Origin of the sequence: Stenotrophomonas thermophila (assembly GCF_001499715.1) — a bacterium.
GTDB lineage: Bacteria > Pseudomonadota > Gammaproteobacteria > Xanthomonadales > Xanthomonadaceae > Stenotrophomonas > Stenotrophomonas hibiscicola.
The window spans coordinates 1-15931 of record NZ_CVIW01000025.1 but is presented as its reverse complement, the minus strand read 5'-3'; the positions used below and the strand labels follow the sequence as shown (position 1 = coordinate 15931).

The window sequence follows — 15931 nt, the reverse complement described above, 5'->3', positions numbered from 1 at the left end:
GGGAGTCCAAGCCATGTCCGCTGCCATCGGCCGCCGAAAGCGCCGCAAGCTGAAATCGGAAATCAACGTCGTCCCCTACATCGACGTCATGCTGGTGCTGCTGATCATCTTCATGGTCACCGCGCCGCTGCTCACCCTGAGCTTCGACGTCGACCTGCCGCAATCCAACGCCAAGGCGCTGGAAAGCAAGCAGGACCCGGTGATCGTCTCGGTGCGCCAGGACGGCCAGCTCAGCCTGAAGCTGCCCGACGCCAAGGAACCGGCCGCCGTGTCGGCCGAGGAACTGGAAGGCCGCCTGGCTGGCATTGCCGCCCAGGACAAGGGCGTGCGCGTGATCGTCGCCGCCGACCGCGCCGTGGCCTATGAGAAGGTCATCGCCGCGATGGATGTGATCAAGCGCGCCAAGGTAGACAAGGTAGGCCTGGCCACCGATGCACGCTGACGCCCTGCCACCTTCGCATCAGCGCGAACCCGGCTGGGGCCTGCCCCTGGCACTGGCACTGCTGGTGCACCTGCTGGTCGCGCTGGTCTTCATCGTGGCCTGGTTCTGGTCACCTGAGCGCAACACCGATGCCGCCGCCGGTGACCCTTCGGTGGAGGCCAGCCTGGCGCTGTCCGCGTCTGAGGCGTCCGCCGCGCGCCAGGCCCTGCGCCAGTCGGAAAAGCTGGAAGACCTGCCGCCGCCGGTGGCCGAGCCGATCCCGGTGCCGGAAGACACCATTCCGCCGCCGCAGCCGATTCCCGAGCCGCGCCCGCAGGACGCGCCCACGCCCCAGCAGCAACAGGCGCAGGAGCGCGTCGCGCAGCCGGATACCAAGGACCAGGAAGCGGTGAGCGCACTGGCCATCTCGCAGGAGAAGGCCAAGCAGGAACAGGAAGCCAAGCGCCGCCAGGAGCAGATCGACCTGACCGAACGCAAGCGCCAGGAAGAAGCGGAGCAGAAGCTGCGCCTGGCCAAGCAGCAGGAAGCGGACGAGAAGAAGAAGCAGGCCGATCAGGCGCGTCAGGCCGCGGACAAGGCCGAGGCCGAGAAGCAGAAGAAGATCGCCGAGATCCGTGCCCGTCGTGAGCAGGCCGAGAAGGAAGCCAAGCTGGCCGAGCAGAAGCTGCGCCAGGTGGCTGCTGCGCGTAATGCCGCCGGCAGTGCCGCTGCCGGCTCCAGCGGCGCTTCCCAGCCGGCGGCCGGTGGTGGTGGCAACAGCGACGATCTTTCAGCCAAGTACGCCGCAGCGATCCAGGCCAAGGTGCTGTCGCAGTGGGTGCGCCCGGATACGGTGCCGCTGGGCCAGCGCTGCCAGATCACCATCACCCAGATTCCGGGTGGCACAGTGATGCAGGCCAAGGTCAGCCCGAACTGCCCCTACGACGAGGCCGGCAAGCGTTCGATCGAGGCCGCGGTGCTCAATGCGCAGCCACTGCCGTACCGCGGCTTCGAGTCGGTGTTCGCGCGTACGCTCAACTTCACCTTTACCGCCCAGGATCGCTGAGGCGGGCAGGGCAGGGGGGCTCGGGCCACTCCTGCCCACGGATGTCGCGCTTGCCTCTGGTGTGCTCGGTTTCGGCCGGGCAGGCTTTAGGCTGCTGTCGAACACCGCCCCGCTGGGTGGCGTGACCGGGGCAGGCGGTGCGATGTTAGCCACGACGTTAACGGTGCGTGAGAGGACGGGCTGGAACTGACCCGGAATTCACGTACCCTTGGTTCATGATTGCGAAGCGGTTCACTCCTGCTTTGCTATCCCTCGTTCCGGTTTCCCCCTATTGAGCGCTCCATGAAAAAGATGCCTCGCTGGCTTGCCGTGTTTGCGGCCCTGTTGCTGCCCTTTGCTGCCGTCGCGCAGCAGAAGGGGCTGGATATCGACATCATCGGCGGCAATGCCTCCGCGCTGCCGATCACCATCGTGCCGATGCCCTACCAGGGTTCGTCGGCCGCTCCGCAGACCGACGTCGCCGGCGTGGTCCGTGCCGACCTGGAGCGTTCGGGCCAGTTCCGCACGCTGCCGGAAGCGCAGATCGTCGAAAAGCCGGTGCGTGGCGGCGACATCCAGTTCGCCACCTGGCGCGCGCTGAAGCAGAACTACATCGTGGTCGGCCGCGTGCTCGACGCCGGTGCCGGTGCCTACCGCGTCGAATACGAACTGTTCGACGTGCCCAAGGGCGAGCGCCTGCTGGGCCTGGCGATGACCGCCCGTGGCAACGCCATGCGCGACGTCGCCCACCAGATGGCCGACGCCATCTACGAGAAGATCACCGGCATCCGCGGCGCCTTCTGGACCCGCATCGCCTACGTGACCGCCAGCGGCAAGGGCGACGCCATGCGCTATGCGCTGATGGTGGCCGACTCCGACGGCTTCAACCCGCAGACCATCGTGCGTTCGGCCGAGCCGCTGCTGTCGCCGTCGTGGAGCCCGGATGGCAGCAAGCTGGCCTACGTCAGCTTCGAGCGTGGCAATTCGGCCATCTACATCCAGAACATCGGCACTGGCGCGCGCGAGCTGGTCACCAGCTTCCGTGGCATCAACAGCGCCCCGGCATTCTCGCCGGACGGCCGCAAGCTGGCCCTGACCCTGTCGCGCTCGGGCAACCCGGAGATCTACGTGATGGACCTGGGCAGCAAGCAGCTGACCCAGCTGACCAACCACTTCGCCATCGATACCGAGCCGACCTGGGCACCGGACGGCAGCGCGGTGTACTTCACCTCCGATCGCGGCGGCCGTCCGCAGGTCTACAAGGTCGGTGCTGGTGGCGGCAGCGCCGAGCGCGTGACCTTCCAGGGCAACTACAATGCCAAACCGTCGGTGTCCTACGACGGCAAGAAGATCGTCGTCGCCCAGGGTTCTGGCAACAGCTACAAGATCGCGATGATGGACAGCTCGCTGGGGTCGCCCCGCTGGAGCACGCTGTCCCCGGGTTCGCTGGATGAATCGCCGAGCTTTGCGCCCAACGCAAGCATGGTGCTGTACGCCGCCCGCGAAGGTGGCCGTGGTGTGTTGTATGCCGTTTCGGCCGATGCGCGGGTTCGCCAGCGCCTGGTCCTGGCTGACGGTGATGTGCGCGAACCGGCATGGTCCCCATACCGTACCCAGCGCTAAAAGAGTGTTAATATTTTCGTTGTCTTGAACCCCTCATCGGCTTAGGAGCCACAAAGGTATCGCCATGAACAAGTCCACCCGCGTTCTGCTTGTTTCCCTGCTGTCTGTGGCCGTCCTGGCCGGTTGCTCGAAGAAGGTGAAGGAAGAGCCGGCAGCCCCGGTCGACACCGGCACCTCGACCACCACCCCGACCGGTCCGTCGACCTCCGGCCTGTACGGCCCGGGCGACCTGGACACCGACGCTTGCCTGCGCCAGCGCGTGGTCTACTTCGACCTGGACAAGGAAGACGTGAAGCCGGAATTCCAGGCCATCATGGCGTGCCACGCCAAGTACCTGCGTGACCGTCCGTCCTCGCGCATCACCCTGCAGGGCCACACCGACGAGCGCGGTTCGCGCGCGTACAACCAGGCCCTGGGTGAGCGTCGTGGCAACGGCGTCAGCTCGGCCCTGCAGGCCAACGGTGGTTCGGCTTCGCAGCTGACCGTCGTGTCCTACGGTGAAGAGCGTCCGGTCTGCACCGAGTCGAACGAGTCCTGCTGGTCGCAGAACCGTCGCGTCGAAATCGTCTACACCGCGCAGTAATCCATGCGCATTGGCATCAAACTGATGCTGGTCGTTGCGGCAGCCCTCGTGGCTGCCGCACCGGCGCACGCACAGCGACAGAGCCTGGCTGACCGTGTCGGCGCGCTCGAGCAGCAGATGTACAACAACAGTGCCAACCAGGACCTGTTGAACCAGATCAATCAGCTGCGGCAGCAGGTCACCAGCCTGCAGGCTTCGATCGAGCAGTTGCAGCACGACAACGCCCAGCTCAAGCAGTCCGCCCAGGACCAGTACCTGGATCTGGACAGCCGCCTGAACCGGTTGGAAGGGGGCAACGCCGCCCCGGCCCTGCCGCCCGTTCCGGCGAGCGCGCCCAAGGCCGCACCGGCCCCGGCAAAACCCGCAGCGGCGGCCACTTCCGAGCGGCCGCCTTCCGTCCATGGTGATGCCGGCAGCCTCGCCGCCACCGGTGACGAGCGCACCTCCTACAACGTTGCCTTCGATGCCTTGAAGGCCGGCAGGTACGACGATTCGGCGCAGCTGTTCCTGAGCTTCCTGGAGTTGTACCCAAATGGCGTCTACGCGCCGAACGCGCTGTACTGGCTGGGCGAGAGCTACTACGCCACCCGCAATTTCCCGATGGCCGAGACCCAGTTCCGTGAACTGCTCTCGCGCTATCCGACCCACGACAAAGCCGCGGGCGGCCTGCTCAAGATCGGCCTCTCGCAGTACGGCGAGGGCAAGGTAGACCAGGCCCAGCAGACGCTGGAGACCGTCGTGGCGCAGTACCCCGGCTCGGACGCCGCGCGCACCGCGCAGGACCGTCTGCAGTCCATCCGCCTGGGCAAGCAGATCCGCTGATCCGCTGACCGGGCGTACAATGGGTGCCCTGTAGAGCCGAGCCCATGCTCGGCTGCTTTCGTTTCCGGACCGGCAAACCCGCCCGGATCCGGTAGCGCCGGGCCATGCCCGACGGCTCGTGTCACCGGCAGGGATATGCCCGTTTGGTTGCTGTTGTAGAGCCGAGCCCACGCCCGGCTGCTTTCGTTACCGGCTGGGCCATGCCCGCCCGGTTGTTGTTGTAGAGCCGAGCCCACGCTCGGCTGCTTTCGTTACCGGCCACGGTAGCCCACCCGCCACGTGCCCCACCAAGAAGTACCCGCCATGACCGCCGTTACCCCGTCAAACGCCGTCGCCACCCCCAGCGACATCGTGCAGTCGCCGCTGCCGCGCCTGAAGATCACCGAGATCTTTACCTCGCTGCAAGGCGAGGCCGATACCGCCGGCTGGCCGACCGTGTTCGTGCGCCTGACCGGCTGCCCGCTGCGCTGCCAGTACTGCGACACCGCCTATGCCTTCCACGGCGGCACCTGGTGGGACATCGACGACATCGTGGCCGAGGTGCTGGCCCAAGGCGTCCGCCACGTCTGCGTGACCGGGGGGGAGCCGCTGGCGCAGAAACGCTGCCTGGTGCTGCTGCAGAAGCTGTGCGACGCCGGCATGGACGTCTCGCTGGAAACCTCCGGCGCGCTGGACGTCAGCGCGGTGGACCCGCGTGTATCGCGCGTGGTCGACATCAAGACCCCGGGGTCGGCCGAAGTGGCGCGCAACCGCTGGGAGAACCTGCCGCTGCTGACCGCACGCGACCAGATCAAGTTCGTCATCTGCAGCCGCGAGGACTACGACTGGGCCAAGGCCCTGGTCGCCGAGCACGAGCTGGTGAAGCGCTGCACCGTGTTCTTCTCGCCCAGCAAGGGCGAGATCACCGCGCGGCAGCTGGCCGACTGGATCGTCGAAGACCGCCTGCCGGTGCGCTTCCAGATGCAGTTGCATAAAATCCTGTGGAACGACGAGCCGGGCCGATGAGCCCAGGCAACGTTCCCTGATGTAACTCCGGCGCGGGACAGCGTGCTGGCTTTCCCCTCCCAACCGGATGTTTTACCCATGAAGAAGGCAGTCGTGCTTCTCTCCGGCGGCATGGATTCAGCCGCCGTCATCGCCATGGCCCAGGAACAGGGCTTCGCCGTGCATGCCCTGAGCGTGCGCTACGGCCAGCGCCACACCTCCGAACTGGACGCCGCCGCCCGCGTGGCCAAGGCCCAGGGCGTGGTCGCGCACAAGACCGTGGACGTGGACCTGCGCAGCATCGGTGGCTCGGCACTGACCGACGACATCGACGTACCCGAGGCCGGCGGCGCCGGCATTCCGGTCACCTACGTACCGGCGCGCAACACCATCATGCTGTCGCTGGCCCTCGGCTGGGCCGAAGTGCTCGGCGCCAACGACATTTTCTGCGGCGTCAACGCCGTGGATTACTCTGGCTACCCGGACTGCCGCCCCGAGTTCGTGGCCGCGTTCCAGGCGCTGGCCAACCTGGCCACCAAGTCGGGCGTGGAAGGTGCGGGCATCAAGGTACACGCGCCGCTGCAGTTCCTCAGCAAGGGCCAGATCGTCAGCGAAGGCGTGCGCCTGGGCGTGGACTTCGGCCTGACCGTGTCCTGCTACAACGCCGAGGCCAACGGCGCCGCCTGCGGCCACTGCGATGCCTGCCGCCTGCGCGCGCAGGGTTTCGCCGAAGCCGGCGTGCCGGACCCCACGCTGTACGTCTGAGGTGATGGGGCTGATGCCCCAATGGTGGGTGCGAACCGTTGGTTCGCACTCTCTGTCCCGGCGCTACCGGCGGCTGGAGTCTGGTAGTGCCGGCCGCTGGCCGGCAGCCTCATCAGGCAACCACCCCGATGCCTCGATGAACGCCCGCACCGCCCCCGCATCGGTATAGTCCAGCTCGATCATCCGCGCGATACCGGCCTTCTCGCCGGCCTGCTGGCGCATGTACTCCTGCGCGATGCGATACCCAGCGTAGTACCCCACATCACTCACCCCGAATGGATTGCGGGCGCTGTTGTAGAGCCAGTTGTCGAGGTTACCCCCGTCCATCTCGGCAATGAAGCGCGTGCGGATTTCCGGCTCGTGCGCGGGCCCGTAGGCATACAGCGGCAACGCCGGCCGACGCCCGCTCAGCCGCTCGGCCACGTACTCGGCCACACCCTCGCGCACCACGTACTGCGCCAGGCTGCCGGTGGTCTCGCGCTGCTGGGTATGCACGTACTCGTGCAGGTTGTTCTGCGCGTTGTTCGCCCCCGGACGGCTGTCGTAGAAGATCCGTAGCCGGTCGCGCATCTTTTCGGGCAGTTCGCTCACGTCCACGCGCTCATCGCCCAGCGCCATCTCGGCACCGATCAGCACCTTGTCACCCAGCGTGGTGCCGCCGGTGCGCAGCACACCGACTGCGTAGGTGATGGTGGCCGGGCGCAAAGCCGGGTAGAGCGCCCGGAATCTGGAAAGATCCCGTTCCAGGGTGGCGCTGGCCTGCTGCGCGTTGGCGGTCAATGGGCGTACCGACGTCCAGAAGCGCGGCCACGCGCGCATGGCCTCGGCGTATTCGCGGGCGGTATAGTTGCGGACCTGCGTCAGCGCATGCAGGCCGGGGCTGCCTGGATCGATGTAGCGCTCCTGCACGAGCGCGACCTGGCGTTCAACGTCGGGCTCGGCGCGCACCGCGTCATAGGTGGCCCAGAAGCGGCCGATGTCGTCGGTGACGACCTGGGATGGGGTGGCCAGTGCCGTACAGGGCAGCAGCAGGGCGGCAACGAGGCAGAGGGGCAGGCGCATCCGTGGCTCCGGGCAGGAATCACAGCTGGGATGCGCGTGAGGCCCGGAAGGTTTAAGCCGGTTCGCCAGATCGGGTAGTGCCGGCCGCTGGCCGGCATCCTCGACACGCTGGGGTTTCACCCGGCCCGCCAAAGTAGGGTAGAATGCCCACCCCGCCGAAAGGCTGGGGCAGTGCAATGGGCCGTTAGCTCAGTCGGTAGAGCAGAAGACTTTTAATCTTTTGGTCGAAGGTTCGAATCCTTCACGGCCCACCATTGCAATCAATGACTTAAAGCGCCCTAGTGGCGCTTTTTTCGTCTTCTCCGTAATGCCCTCCGTGAAACGACCCGCAGAGCAGTTGCATTGCGCGCTGTGAGAGTCAGAATCTCACGGTAAAGATCAGGGCGGACGGGGCATGGAGTCATCGCAAAGAGCTTGGACGCATCTTCAGGTAGTGCTGAGCATCTTTCCTCGCGTGGATGCAATGCTTGCGGTGCTGCTTGGTGTGAACACAGCAATGTCAGGTGTTCTTTTCTCCAAGTGGCCTGAGGCCGCCCACGCAAGCTCCGCCTTGGTGATCCTGACGACGGCCTTCTCCTTGTTCTCTGGCCTGTCCTACCTCGCCATCTATCGTGCGGCATTTCCAAATGTCGATCCGGCAGGCAAGTCAACCATTTTTTTCGGGCATGTGGCGAAGCTCACGTCCGCGGAATACGCGCGACTGTTGCTCGACGTATCTGATCGAGACCTTGCAGTGGAGATTGCTCACCAGGTTTGGAGGAACGCTTCAATCCTTACTGCTAAGTACAAGCATCTTCGCCGGGCATTCGGATGGCTACTTGCGTCTATCGTTCCGTGGGTTGTTTCGTTGCTCTCAATCTCAATCGCCGCCTAAGGCAAAAGGATTTGCACATGGGACTGAAGGAAAATATCGAGGCAGAGGTGGATGGTGTACTGGCGACTTCATGGTTTCCCCGCGACGGTAGAGACGTTCCGGAAGCAGAAGACGTCGCGCTAGGTTCTGGGGCAGTGAAGCTGGATGCTGCGATGCTCTATGCTGACCTCGCTGAGTCCACCAGAATTGCCATGACTCTCCCTGCTTGGTTGGCCGCCGAGATCGCGAAGGCCTTCCTGGCTACAAGCTGTCGAATTATTCGGTACCACGGCGGTCACATCCGTAGTTTCGACGGGGATCGCGTCATGGGCGTCTTCATCGGAGACGACAAGTGCGTCAGGGCGGCAAAGGCTGCGTTTCAGATCAACTGGACCGTTATCCACGTACTAAGGCCGAAATTCAGCAAGTACAGCCACCTTGCGGAGAACGGAATAATTATTAAGCACGGGACCGGGATAGATGCCGGTCAAGTGTTTGTCGCAAGAACGGGAATTCGCCGGAACAACGATCTTGTCTGGATCGGGCGCGCACCCAACATCGCCGCAAAGCTGGCTTCTGTGCGCGAGAGCACCTATGCGACTTATGTCACCGACGCTGTCTTCTCGCAACTGGATGAACGCACGTATTACCACTTTCCGCCAGACGGAAGTGCTAAGCGAATCATGTGGGAGCTTTGGGAATGGCGAGCCGCGCCGGCTAAATTGAGGGATGTCATCTACCGATCGAACTGGTGGTGGCAACCACCCGGTGGGTAAGAGCTAGGTGCCCCGGACGGCTTCACCCGAGGAACGCTTTTGTCGTAGACCTTCATCATGGCGTCTGTGACGCCCAAAGCATCTTGCCTGTCGGCGCGGTTGCCGACAGTATCCGTGCCGCCTTTTCGCTTGAGGTCGTGCAGGCTGAAGCGTTCCTCTGCCACGATGACTCCGGCGGTGATAGCGAGTTGGATGAAGCGCTGCCAGGTGCTGTCCAGGCTGGTCTTCTGTAAGGGCTCGCCTTGCTCTGTAAGGAAGAGGTGGCGCTGATCGGCCCGCAGCTGAACCGGCAAGCTGTGGCGCTCGATGATGGTTCAGGGCGGGCGACCGCGGCATCCCATGCGTGCCGTACCCGCGGGGTCCACTCCACTAAGTTGTCGCGACTGGGCTTCCGGCGATTAGTGTGCAGCCCCTGCCGACCCTGCCGACCGCGAGCTTCGACGCCCTCATCACTGATCCGCCGTATGCCAGCGGCGGCGTGCATGCCGCCTCGCGGCAGCAGGCGCCATCAAGCAAGTACGTACGCAGCGGTTTGCATGACGACTTTGTAGGCGACGAGCGCGACCAGCGCTCGCACCTGGCATGGATGCGGCTGTGGCTGGCCGAATGTAACCGTGTTTTGAAGGATGGCGCCCCTGTGTTGCTTTTCACGGACTGGCGGCAGTTGCCGCTCACCACCGATGCACTGCAGTGCGCCGGGTTCACCTGGCGCGGTGTGGCCGTGTGGGACAAGACGGAGGGTGTGCGCCCTCAGCTTGGGCGCTTTCGCAACCAAGCCGAGTACGTGGTGTGGGGCAGCAAGGGCAACATGCCGCTGGGCCGGCGCGCCCCGGTATTGCCAGGTGTGATCCGCGAGAGCGTTCGAAAGGCCGATAAGCATCACGTGACCGGCAAGCCCACGGACCTGATGCGACAGTTGGTGCGGATCTGAGAGGAGGGCGGCCGAATTCTCGACCCGTTTGCTGGCTCAGGCACTACGTTGGTTGCGGCGAATCAGGACGGCTATAGCTGGACCGGAATTGAAATGACAGAGCACTACTACGCTGTTGCCAGCGATCGCCTTGTGGGCGCTGATATGAATTGACGCGCCACGGGGTTGGGCGCACTCCGAAGGGAGGGGAGGTTGGTCCGCCGCACCTCCCCGCCCCTTTACGATTCCGCCCGGGTACTACTAGCCTGCACGCGAGATCAAAGTCCTCGAGCGAGTAGTGAGGCCGAAATAGCCTGCTGTGTCTCGCCGCGGAGGACCCGCCCGCACATCGTCAGGCGAGCACTCCTCTTACTCCCGGGTTATCTGCGGCACGATGAGGCACTGTCCATTGCTGCCGCCGGCCGCGCGACTGCCGCTGGTATCAGCCGAAATGCAGCGTGCCATCCACGGGATTGTTGCAGGCCACGGCGTCATAGTCCGCTACATGCTCGTAGTACCAGGTGTTAGCGTTGATCTCCACTTGACGGCCGAACCATAGTCGCCGATAGGGCTGGCCTTCGAAATCGAAGTGGCAGTAGATGTGCGCGTAGCCGTAGTACTCGTCGCCATCAAGGTTGACCGATGCGATGGAGTCGTAAGGAATGTCACCCAGCAGATACACCACATGGTCGCCCTTCTCGCCATTGATCCAGTCGACAAACCGATAGCCCGCTTCGCATTCCTTAAGGCCGCCGATACGCAGGCCCACTACGATTCCCTTGTCGTAGGTGTCGACAAGGCCGACACGGAACCAGGGCGAGATTCCGTCTCCCCCGAGTGCGTCCGGGTAGCTGTCCATGCGTGACAAGTCGCGCACCACAACATCTTGCCGCAACTGCTCTCGCCGACGCCGGTAGATCTCGCCTTGTAGCACCTGGCGCATCGCCTCTCGAAGCTGCGCACGTGCCGCATCCGACGCGAATCGCTCAGGCGTCGGTGGTCTGAGCCAGTTGAAAGTCTTGCCGAGAACCATGATGAGGAACGCTGAAGCTGTTAGCCAGCGCTCCCAAGGCCCATCCGGGTTGAGTAGCAATGCCACGATCAGGCCGGCTGTAATTGCCCATCCTAGGATCTCGCCCCAACGCCGAACTGTTCCCTGCTTCTCCCCGTCCCTTTTGGTGTACGCGCGGCCCAGGCTCGAAGTATCGCGCACGGAGAGACGGGGCGGGAAAAATGGACATACCCCCGATATGTCGCAGGGGTTTCACGGTGCCGCGCCGGGAAAAATGGCTGAGGTAACCATTTGATTTTGTGGGGAAGAGTGGGCGCCTTTTAATCTTTTGGTCGAAGGTTCGAATCCTTCACGGCCCACCAATTGCATCCAATGACCCAGGTCATTCAGAAGGGCACCGCAATGCGGTGCCTTTTTTGTTGCGCTTCTCCACGGCAACTACTTCGTCCGCGCAGTCTTCGCTTTAGCCGCCGCCGCGTCAGCAGCCTTCTGTGCGGCCGTTGCTGCTGCATTCGCAGAACGTGCCGCCTCCGCTCTTGCCGCCTCGAAATAGGTGAGCCGCTGCAGACTGGTTCTGCGTTCCAGTTCCATTGCTGCGGCGAAGCTCTCCGGATGCTTTGCAGCACAGGCCTCCTGCACCAGTTGCACGGCACGATCAGACAGCCCGGGCTGGACGTTGCCGAGCAGGCAATCGGCATACGGTACGGGCGCGGCCGAGCTGGCAGCCAGCGCGGCGATGAGCAGGGCACTCAACATGCAAACCTCCTTGTAGGTTTCGAAGGGACTGGCAACCAGTCCGTCCCAAGTATGGACCGGATCTGGGTGCAACGGCGGCTACGCCGGCCCGATTAGCCCCTCATCCAGATGGCGGTCGGGCGTGGCCCTCGACCGGCAGCGTTCCGCGGCGTGCAGCATTTCCGCCACGGTCAGCATGCAAATGGCGGCACGCTCCGCGTGTGCCATGGCCTGTTCCCGCCCGGGCGGCAGATCGGTTTCCGGCCAGGGCAGACCGTCGGCGCCGTCGCCATCGCGAATGCCCTTGAGGCATCCCCACAATGCGCATCCACGCATGGCGTGGATCTACATTCGCCTGAGAACAATCGCTGCGATGACGGCTGCGATGCCGACCGGGATCAGGACGACCGCCAGAAGAATGATCCAGTGCCAAATGCTGAATCCCCCCATGTCCCAACTCCTTGTAGGAAACGATGAATGTTAGCAAACCCGATTGCAGTCATTTCCCGATACAGTTCAAGCATCGCGCAGCGCCGTAGCATACGTGCAGGCATGCCGAGTCGGCCGACGCCTTGGCCTTGGCGTTATGCTCGGCACTTTCCCAGGATGGGCCGCTCCATGCGTCTGATCGTGCTGTCGCTGTTGTTGTCCGCTGTCTCCGCCGCGCCGCTGATGGCCGCCGAAACCGCGCCGCCCGCTGCCGCCTCGCCTCTGGTCATCGGCGAGACCTTCACCATCGGGTCGAAGGCGCTGGGCGAAACCCGCCGCATCAATGTTTACCGCCCGCAGCCGTGGGGCCTGGATCCGAAGGCGCCGCTGCCGGTGCTGTACATGGCCGATGGCGGCATCGGTGAGGACTTCCTGCATGTGGCCGGGCTGGTGCAGGTGCTGAGCGGCAACGGCAGCATGCGTCCGTTCCTGCTGGTTGGCATCGAGAACACCGAGCGCCGCCGCGACATGACCGGCCCCAGCAACGACCCGCAGGACCGGAAGATCGCGCCGCGCATTGGTGGTTCGGCGGCCTACCGCGCGTTCCTGCGCGAAGAGCTGATGCCGCAGGTGCGCCAGCGCTACCCGACCACCGACGAGCGCGCGCTGATCGGTGAATCGCTGGCCGGCCTGTTCGTGGTCGAGACGCTGCTGCAGGAGCCAACGTTGTTCAACAGCTACATCGCGCTGGACCCCAGCCTGTGGTGGAACCGTGGCGCAATGCTGGCCGGCGCAGCCAAACAGCTGCCGGCGGTGACGCGTGCGCAGCCGCGCGTATTCCTGGCCAGCAGTGGGCAGCCGGAGCTGGCCGCATCCACTGCACGACTGGCCGAGTTGCTGCAGCAGGCTTCGCCGTCGCCGCTGGTGAAGTACCTGCCGTTGCCGGAAGAAACCCACGCTACGATCTATCATCCGGCCGCATTGCAGGCGCTGCGCACACTGTTCCCGGCGCCGCCGGCCTCGCCCTGACCGCACTGGCAGTGGATTGCGCACCATGCAAGGATGCGGCAGCGGCGCCATCCGGTGCGCCGCCCGCAATGGGAGCGTGTGGATGCAGCGTGTGCGTGGATGGAGTATGGCGGCCTGCCTGGCCGTGAATGGCTGTGCGATGTCGGTGGCGCCACCGGCAACGCAGAATGAAGCGAAGGAGAGCCCGGCCGCCGCAGTGTCGGGCGTGGTGCTGCCGGATACCGAAGCGCTGCGCGTGCACGATCCGATCGGCCGCGATTATCCGGTCTGGGTAGCACTGCCGGCTGACTACGCGGCGCATCCGGAGAAGCGCTATCCGGTGCTGTACGTGACCGATGCGCTGTACAGCTTCCCGCTGGTGCGCAGCGTGCGCAACATGGTGGGGCAGAAGGGCGTGAACCTGGAGGATTTCATCCTGGTCGGGCTGCCGCCGCAGGAAGGCCTGACGTCCAAGCAGAGCCGCTTGCGCGATTACACGCCCAGCGATCCGGCGCGCACCGATCCGCGTGACTACAGCGACGACGTCAGCTACGGCGGCGCGGCGCACTACCGCGATTTCCTCGCTGGGCAGGTGCTGCCGATGATCGATGCGCGCTACCGCACCGATCCGGCGCGGCGTGCCTATGCGGGTCATTCCTATGGTGGCCTGTTCGGCGCCTACGTGCTGACCACGCGCCCGGATATGTTCCGCACCTACATCCTGTCCAGCCCATCGCTGTGGTTCGACGACCATCGGGTGCCGCGCATGCAGGCCGAAGCCAAGGCGCCGGCGCAGCCGACCACGGTGGTGCTGTCGGTGGGCAGCTTTGAAACGGTCAAGCCCGAACCGCGTTATTTCACCCGCAACGACATGCTGCGCCACAACGCAGAATTCGCCGAGCAGCTGCGCAGCAGCGGGCGATCATTGAAGGTGGAGAACATGGTGATCGATGACGAGGATCACTTCACCGTCTACCCGGACACGATCACCCGTGCGCTGCTGAAGGTGTTCCCGGGTAGCGGGCCGTACAGCAGCGGTTGATGATGGGCGCCATCCACGCATGGCGTGGATCTGCAGAGCCATTGCAGTAGATGCACGCCATGCATGGATGAACGCCTCAGGCCGCCTGTGCATCCGGCCCGGTCAATACGCCCACATCGGCATGCCGGAAGCACAGCCGGATGGCGTCGAGCAGCTCGCTCATGTTGTACGGCTTGGGCAGGAAATGGATGCCGTCGCGCAGCTGCGGCAGCACCTGGTGCTGGTCCATGCCCGACGTCACCAGGATCGGCAGCTGGGGATACAGGCCGCGGACCCGGTTGGCGGCTTCAATGCCACTGATTGCACCCAGATTCACGTCGGTGAACAGCAAGTCGAAACGCTCACCGGCGGCCAGCAGGCCCAATGCCGCTTCGGCAGAGCTCACGCCCGCCACGTGGCAGGCCTGGCTTTCCAGCGCCAGTCGACTCAGTTCGCGGGTTTCCTCGGCGTCCTCGATGAGCAGGACGCGGGGTTCGACGTGGCGCTTGGACAGCAACATGACGCGACAACTCCGGACAGCAACGGTGAAATGGCGCGCAAGTATGCGCAAGCCAGTAGTGATCCCGACGTGCACGGCAGGCTAAGTGGGCGTTACACCCGCATCTGGCGCCGGCGATGCACGTGCCAGGCCAGCACCGCGACCGCGAGCAGGGCGGTGCCGATGCGCAGGCTGGTGGCCTGCCAGCCCAATGCGAGGGCGTCATCGAGGCTGAACACATTCCAGGCCAGGTTCATCGAAACGTGCAGGGCCAGGCCGCACCACAGCGTGTCGCCGTCAAGGTGGTCGAGCCAGGCGAAGATGAAGCCGCCCAGGGCGATCACTGCGCCGACGAACAGCGCGATGCCGCCGCCGTCGAACCCGCCGAAACCCAGCCAGTGCACCCAGCCGAACAGCAGCGCCTGTGGCAGCGCGAGCAGGGGCCATGGCCCGCGCATGAGCTTCACCAGCAGCACGAAGCCGAGGCCCCGGAACAGCACTTCCTCGGTCAGCGGGAACAGCACTGCGAGCATCGTGGCGTCCAATGCGGTCAGTGCCTTGTTTGGTGTGCCGAGCAGTGCCAGGCCCAGCCAGCACGGCAGGGTGGCCAGCAGCACCCACATCGGGCCGCCCCAGCCATTCCCGCGCAGCCCGAGGCCGGCCAGCAGGCTTGTTCCACGGGGGCGCAGCAGCGCGGCCAGCAGCAGTGCTACCAGCGCCGCCAGCGCGTTGTCCACCAGGCTGCCGCCATAGGGGATGGGCAGTGCGGGAATCGGTGTGCCTATGGCCGCGGCGATATCGCGCAGGTTCAGGCCGAGGCCAACGCCCAGCAGTACCAGCCCCATGCGCACGGCGTTGGGTAGGCGGGACAACCTGGTCATGTACGCACTCCTTGCGGAACAGGGGGCCCAGTGTGTGCGACTGCCGTGGCACGGGCACGCGTCGGAAGTCCCCGTGCCATCGGTCATGGGTTGCCGCACAGTCATCACAGGGCAGGTAGAGTCATTGCCAGACCGACAGGAGCAATGCCGATGCTGTGCCCCGTGTGCAAGACCCAGACCCTGCAGATGGCCGAACGCCATGGCATCGAAATCGCCTATTGTCCTGGCTGCCGAGGTGTGTGGCTGCATCGTGGCGAGCTGGACAAGATCATCGAACGTGCGGGCGCCGGTGCTGCGGTACCTCCGCCAGCGCCCGTGCAGGCTCAGCCGGCGTCCGCGCCGCCACCGGTGATGCACCGTGATACCCGCCACCTCGGCCAGCGCTACGAGGACAACCGGGGGCACGGCTACAAGAAAAAGAAGAAGGACAACTTCCTGTCTGAGTTGTTCGATTTCTAGTTTGTAGCGTCGAGCCATGCTCGACTTTTGGCGGTAACAGTCG

At 64.7% G+C, this 15931-nt stretch carries 18 protein-coding genes, 1 tRNA gene and 1 pseudogene; 14 read left to right on the top strand and 6 right to left on the bottom strand.

Going from position 1 to position 15931, the window contains the following annotated elements:
* The first annotated feature begins 13 nt into the window (after positions 1-13).
* From tolR to queC, 7 genes are all read left to right on the top strand, one after another.
* Positions 14-442 carry a protein TolR gene (gene tolR, locus BN1263_RS12585; RefSeq protein ID WP_006438804.1) on the top strand — a complete coding sequence of 143 codons (429 nt, stop codon included), beginning with the start codon at positions 14-16 and terminating at the stop codon, positions 440-442.
* On the top strand, positions 432-1487 hold the full coding sequence (gene tolA, locus BN1263_RS12580; protein WP_058981543.1) for a cell envelope integrity protein TolA: 1056 nt from the start codon (positions 432-434) through the stop codon (positions 1485-1487). The genes tolR and tolA overlap by 11 nt, the downstream gene beginning before the upstream one ends.
* 282 nt (positions 1488-1769) lie before the next feature.
* Positions 1770-3089, top strand: a complete 1320-nt coding sequence (gene tolB / locus BN1263_RS12575) for a Tol-Pal system beta propeller repeat protein TolB (protein ID WP_019660126.1) — start codon at positions 1770-1772, stop codon at positions 3087-3089.
* Positions 3090-3153: 64 nt separating this feature from the next.
* Complete coding sequence (gene pal, locus BN1263_RS12570) at positions 3154-3672, top strand: peptidoglycan-associated lipoprotein Pal (RefSeq protein ID WP_005418510.1); 519 nt, start codon at positions 3154-3156, stop codon at positions 3670-3672.
* A gap of 3 nt (positions 3673-3675) precedes the next feature.
* Positions 3676-4494: a tol-pal system protein YbgF gene (gene ybgF / locus BN1263_RS12565; RefSeq protein WP_019660125.1), complete on the top strand. Its 819-nt coding sequence runs from the start codon at positions 3676-3678 to the stop codon at positions 4492-4494.
* A 303-nt stretch (positions 4495-4797) separates the two neighbouring features.
* Positions 4798-5499, top strand: coding sequence for a 7-carboxy-7-deazaguanine synthase QueE (gene queE, locus BN1263_RS12560; RefSeq protein ID WP_005410746.1), 702 nt, complete (start codon positions 4798-4800; stop codon positions 5497-5499).
* Positions 5500-5577: 78 nt separating this feature from the next.
* The gene (gene queC / locus BN1263_RS12555; protein WP_058981542.1) at positions 5578-6243 is read left to right on the top strand and encodes a 7-cyano-7-deazaguanine synthase QueC; all 666 of its coding nucleotides are present in this window, start codon (positions 5578-5580) and stop codon (positions 6241-6243) included.
* A 63-nt stretch (positions 6244-6306) separates the two neighbouring features.
* Here the strand turns inward: queC and BN1263_RS12550 are convergent, their stop codons facing one another.
* Complete coding sequence (locus tag BN1263_RS12550) at positions 6307-7305, bottom strand: DUF2268 domain-containing putative Zn-dependent protease (protein WP_058981540.1); 999 nt, start codon at positions 7303-7305, stop codon at positions 6307-6309.
* Between the two features lie 178 nt (positions 7306-7483).
* Here BN1263_RS12550 and BN1263_RS12545 point away from each other — a divergent pair.
* The 3 genes from BN1263_RS12545 (at position 7484) to BN1263_RS12535 (ending at position 8934) form a co-directional block, all read left to right on the top strand.
* Positions 7484-7559, top strand: a tRNA-Lys gene (locus BN1263_RS12545).
* Positions 7560-7699: 140 nt separating this feature from the next.
* A complete protein-coding gene (locus tag BN1263_RS12540; RefSeq protein ID WP_527059171.1) occupies positions 7700-8179 on the top strand; it encodes a Pycsar system effector family protein in 480 nt (159 codons plus the stop codon).
* 17 nt (positions 8180-8196) lie between these two features.
* Positions 8197-8934, top strand: a complete 738-nt coding sequence (locus BN1263_RS12535; protein WP_058981536.1) for an adenylate/guanylate cyclase domain-containing protein — start codon at positions 8197-8199, stop codon at positions 8932-8934.
* Here the strand turns inward: BN1263_RS12535 and BN1263_RS20485 are convergent.
* The gene (locus BN1263_RS20485; protein ID WP_144435355.1) at positions 8895-9227 is read right to left on the bottom strand and encodes a site-specific integrase; all 333 of its coding nucleotides are present in this window, start codon (positions 9225-9227) and stop codon (positions 8895-8897) included. The two genes, BN1263_RS12535 and BN1263_RS20485, sit on opposite strands and share 40 nt — an antisense overlap.
* A gap of 104 nt (positions 9228-9331) precedes the next feature.
* On the opposite strand from BN1263_RS20485, the pseudogene BN1263_RS12530 reads away from it, so the two are divergent.
* Positions 9332-10018, top strand: a pseudogene (locus BN1263_RS12530) (DNA-methyltransferase).
* A gap of 268 nt (positions 10019-10286) precedes the next feature.
* Here BN1263_RS12530 and BN1263_RS20480 read toward each other — a convergent pair.
* Positions 10287-11057, bottom strand: coding sequence for a glycosyltransferase family protein (locus BN1263_RS20480; RefSeq protein WP_144435354.1), 771 nt, complete (start codon positions 11055-11057; stop codon positions 10287-10289).
* A gap of 237 nt (positions 11058-11294) precedes the next feature.
* Positions 11295-11612 carry a hypothetical protein gene (locus tag BN1263_RS12520; RefSeq protein WP_058981532.1) on the bottom strand — a complete coding sequence of 106 codons (318 nt, stop codon included), beginning with the start codon at positions 11610-11612 and terminating at the stop codon, positions 11295-11297.
* 597 nt (positions 11613-12209) lie between these two features.
* Between BN1263_RS12520 and BN1263_RS12510 the strand changes: the two genes are divergently transcribed.
* Together BN1263_RS12510 and BN1263_RS12505 are read left to right on the top strand one after the other, a co-directional pair.
* A complete protein-coding gene (locus BN1263_RS12510; RefSeq protein ID WP_058981528.1) occupies positions 12210-13049 on the top strand; it encodes an alpha/beta hydrolase in 840 nt (279 codons plus the stop codon).
* An 82-nt stretch (positions 13050-13131) separates the two neighbouring features.
* The gene (locus BN1263_RS12505; RefSeq protein WP_058981526.1) at positions 13132-14070 is read left to right on the top strand and encodes an alpha/beta hydrolase; all 939 of its coding nucleotides are present in this window, start codon (positions 13132-13134) and stop codon (positions 14068-14070) included.
* 76 nt (positions 14071-14146) lie between these two features.
* On the opposite strand, the gene BN1263_RS12500 is transcribed toward BN1263_RS12505, so the two are convergent.
* Both BN1263_RS12500 and BN1263_RS12495 read right to left on the bottom strand, forming a co-directional pair.
* Positions 14147-14569: a response regulator gene (locus BN1263_RS12500; protein WP_021203157.1), complete on the bottom strand. Its 423-nt coding sequence runs from the start codon at positions 14567-14569 to the stop codon at positions 14147-14149.
* Positions 14570-14661: 92 nt separating this feature from the next.
* On the bottom strand, positions 14662-15429 hold the full coding sequence (locus tag BN1263_RS12495; protein ID WP_058981524.1) for a CPBP family glutamic-type intramembrane protease: 768 nt from the start codon (positions 15427-15429) through the stop codon (positions 14662-14664).
* Between the two features lie 150 nt (positions 15430-15579).
* Between BN1263_RS12495 and BN1263_RS12490 the strand changes: the two genes are divergently transcribed.
* Positions 15580-15888, top strand: a complete 309-nt coding sequence (locus BN1263_RS12490) for a TFIIB-type zinc ribbon-containing protein (protein ID WP_058981523.1) — start codon at positions 15580-15582, stop codon at positions 15886-15888.
* Positions 15889-15931: the final 43 nt, after the last annotated feature.

What these genes read in the sequence shown, in the direction of transcription:
- tolR (WP_006438804.1), top strand. Translation starts at nt 14, where the DNA reads ATGTCCGCTGCCATCGGCCGCCGAAAGCGCCGCAAGCTGAAATCGGAA.
- tolA (WP_058981543.1), top strand. Translation starts at nt 432, where the DNA reads ATGCACGCTGACGCCCTGCCACCTTCGCATCAGCGCGAACCCGGCTGG.
- tolB (WP_019660126.1), top strand. Translation starts at nt 1,770, where the DNA reads ATGAAAAAGATGCCTCGCTGGCTTGCCGTGTTTGCGGCCCTGTTGCTG.
- pal (WP_005418510.1), top strand. Translation starts at nt 3,154, where the DNA reads ATGAACAAGTCCACCCGCGTTCTGCTTGTTTCCCTGCTGTCTGTGGCC.
- ybgF (WP_019660125.1), top strand. Translation starts at nt 3,676, where the DNA reads ATGCGCATTGGCATCAAACTGATGCTGGTCGTTGCGGCAGCCCTCGTG.
- queE (WP_005410746.1), top strand. Translation starts at nt 4,798, where the DNA reads ATGACCGCCGTTACCCCGTCAAACGCCGTCGCCACCCCCAGCGACATC.
- queC (WP_058981542.1), top strand. Translation starts at nt 5,578, where the DNA reads ATGAAGAAGGCAGTCGTGCTTCTCTCCGGCGGCATGGATTCAGCCGCC.
- BN1263_RS12550 (WP_058981540.1), bottom strand. Translation starts at nt 7,305, where the DNA reads ATGCGCCTGCCCCTCTGCCTCGTTGCCGCCCTGCTGCTGCCCTGTACG.
- BN1263_RS12540 (WP_527059171.1), top strand. Translation starts at nt 7,700, where the DNA reads ATGGAGTCATCGCAAAGAGCTTGGACGCATCTTCAGGTAGTGCTGAGC.
- BN1263_RS12535 (WP_058981536.1), top strand. Translation starts at nt 8,197, where the DNA reads ATGGGACTGAAGGAAAATATCGAGGCAGAGGTGGATGGTGTACTGGCG.
- BN1263_RS12520 (WP_058981532.1), bottom strand. Translation starts at nt 11,612, where the DNA reads ATGTTGAGTGCCCTGCTCATCGCCGCGCTGGCTGCCAGCTCGGCCGCG.
- BN1263_RS12510 (WP_058981528.1), top strand. Translation starts at nt 12,210, where the DNA reads ATGCGTCTGATCGTGCTGTCGCTGTTGTTGTCCGCTGTCTCCGCCGCG.
- BN1263_RS12505 (WP_058981526.1), top strand. Translation starts at nt 13,132, where the DNA reads ATGCAGCGTGTGCGTGGATGGAGTATGGCGGCCTGCCTGGCCGTGAAT.
- BN1263_RS12500 (WP_021203157.1), bottom strand. Translation starts at nt 14,569, where the DNA reads ATGTTGCTGTCCAAGCGCCACGTCGAACCCCGCGTCCTGCTCATCGAG.
- BN1263_RS12495 (WP_058981524.1), bottom strand. Translation starts at nt 15,429, where the DNA reads ATGACCAGGTTGTCCCGCCTACCCAACGCCGTGCGCATGGGGCTGGTA.
- BN1263_RS12490 (WP_058981523.1), top strand. Translation starts at nt 15,580, where the DNA reads ATGCTGTGCCCCGTGTGCAAGACCCAGACCCTGCAGATGGCCGAACGC.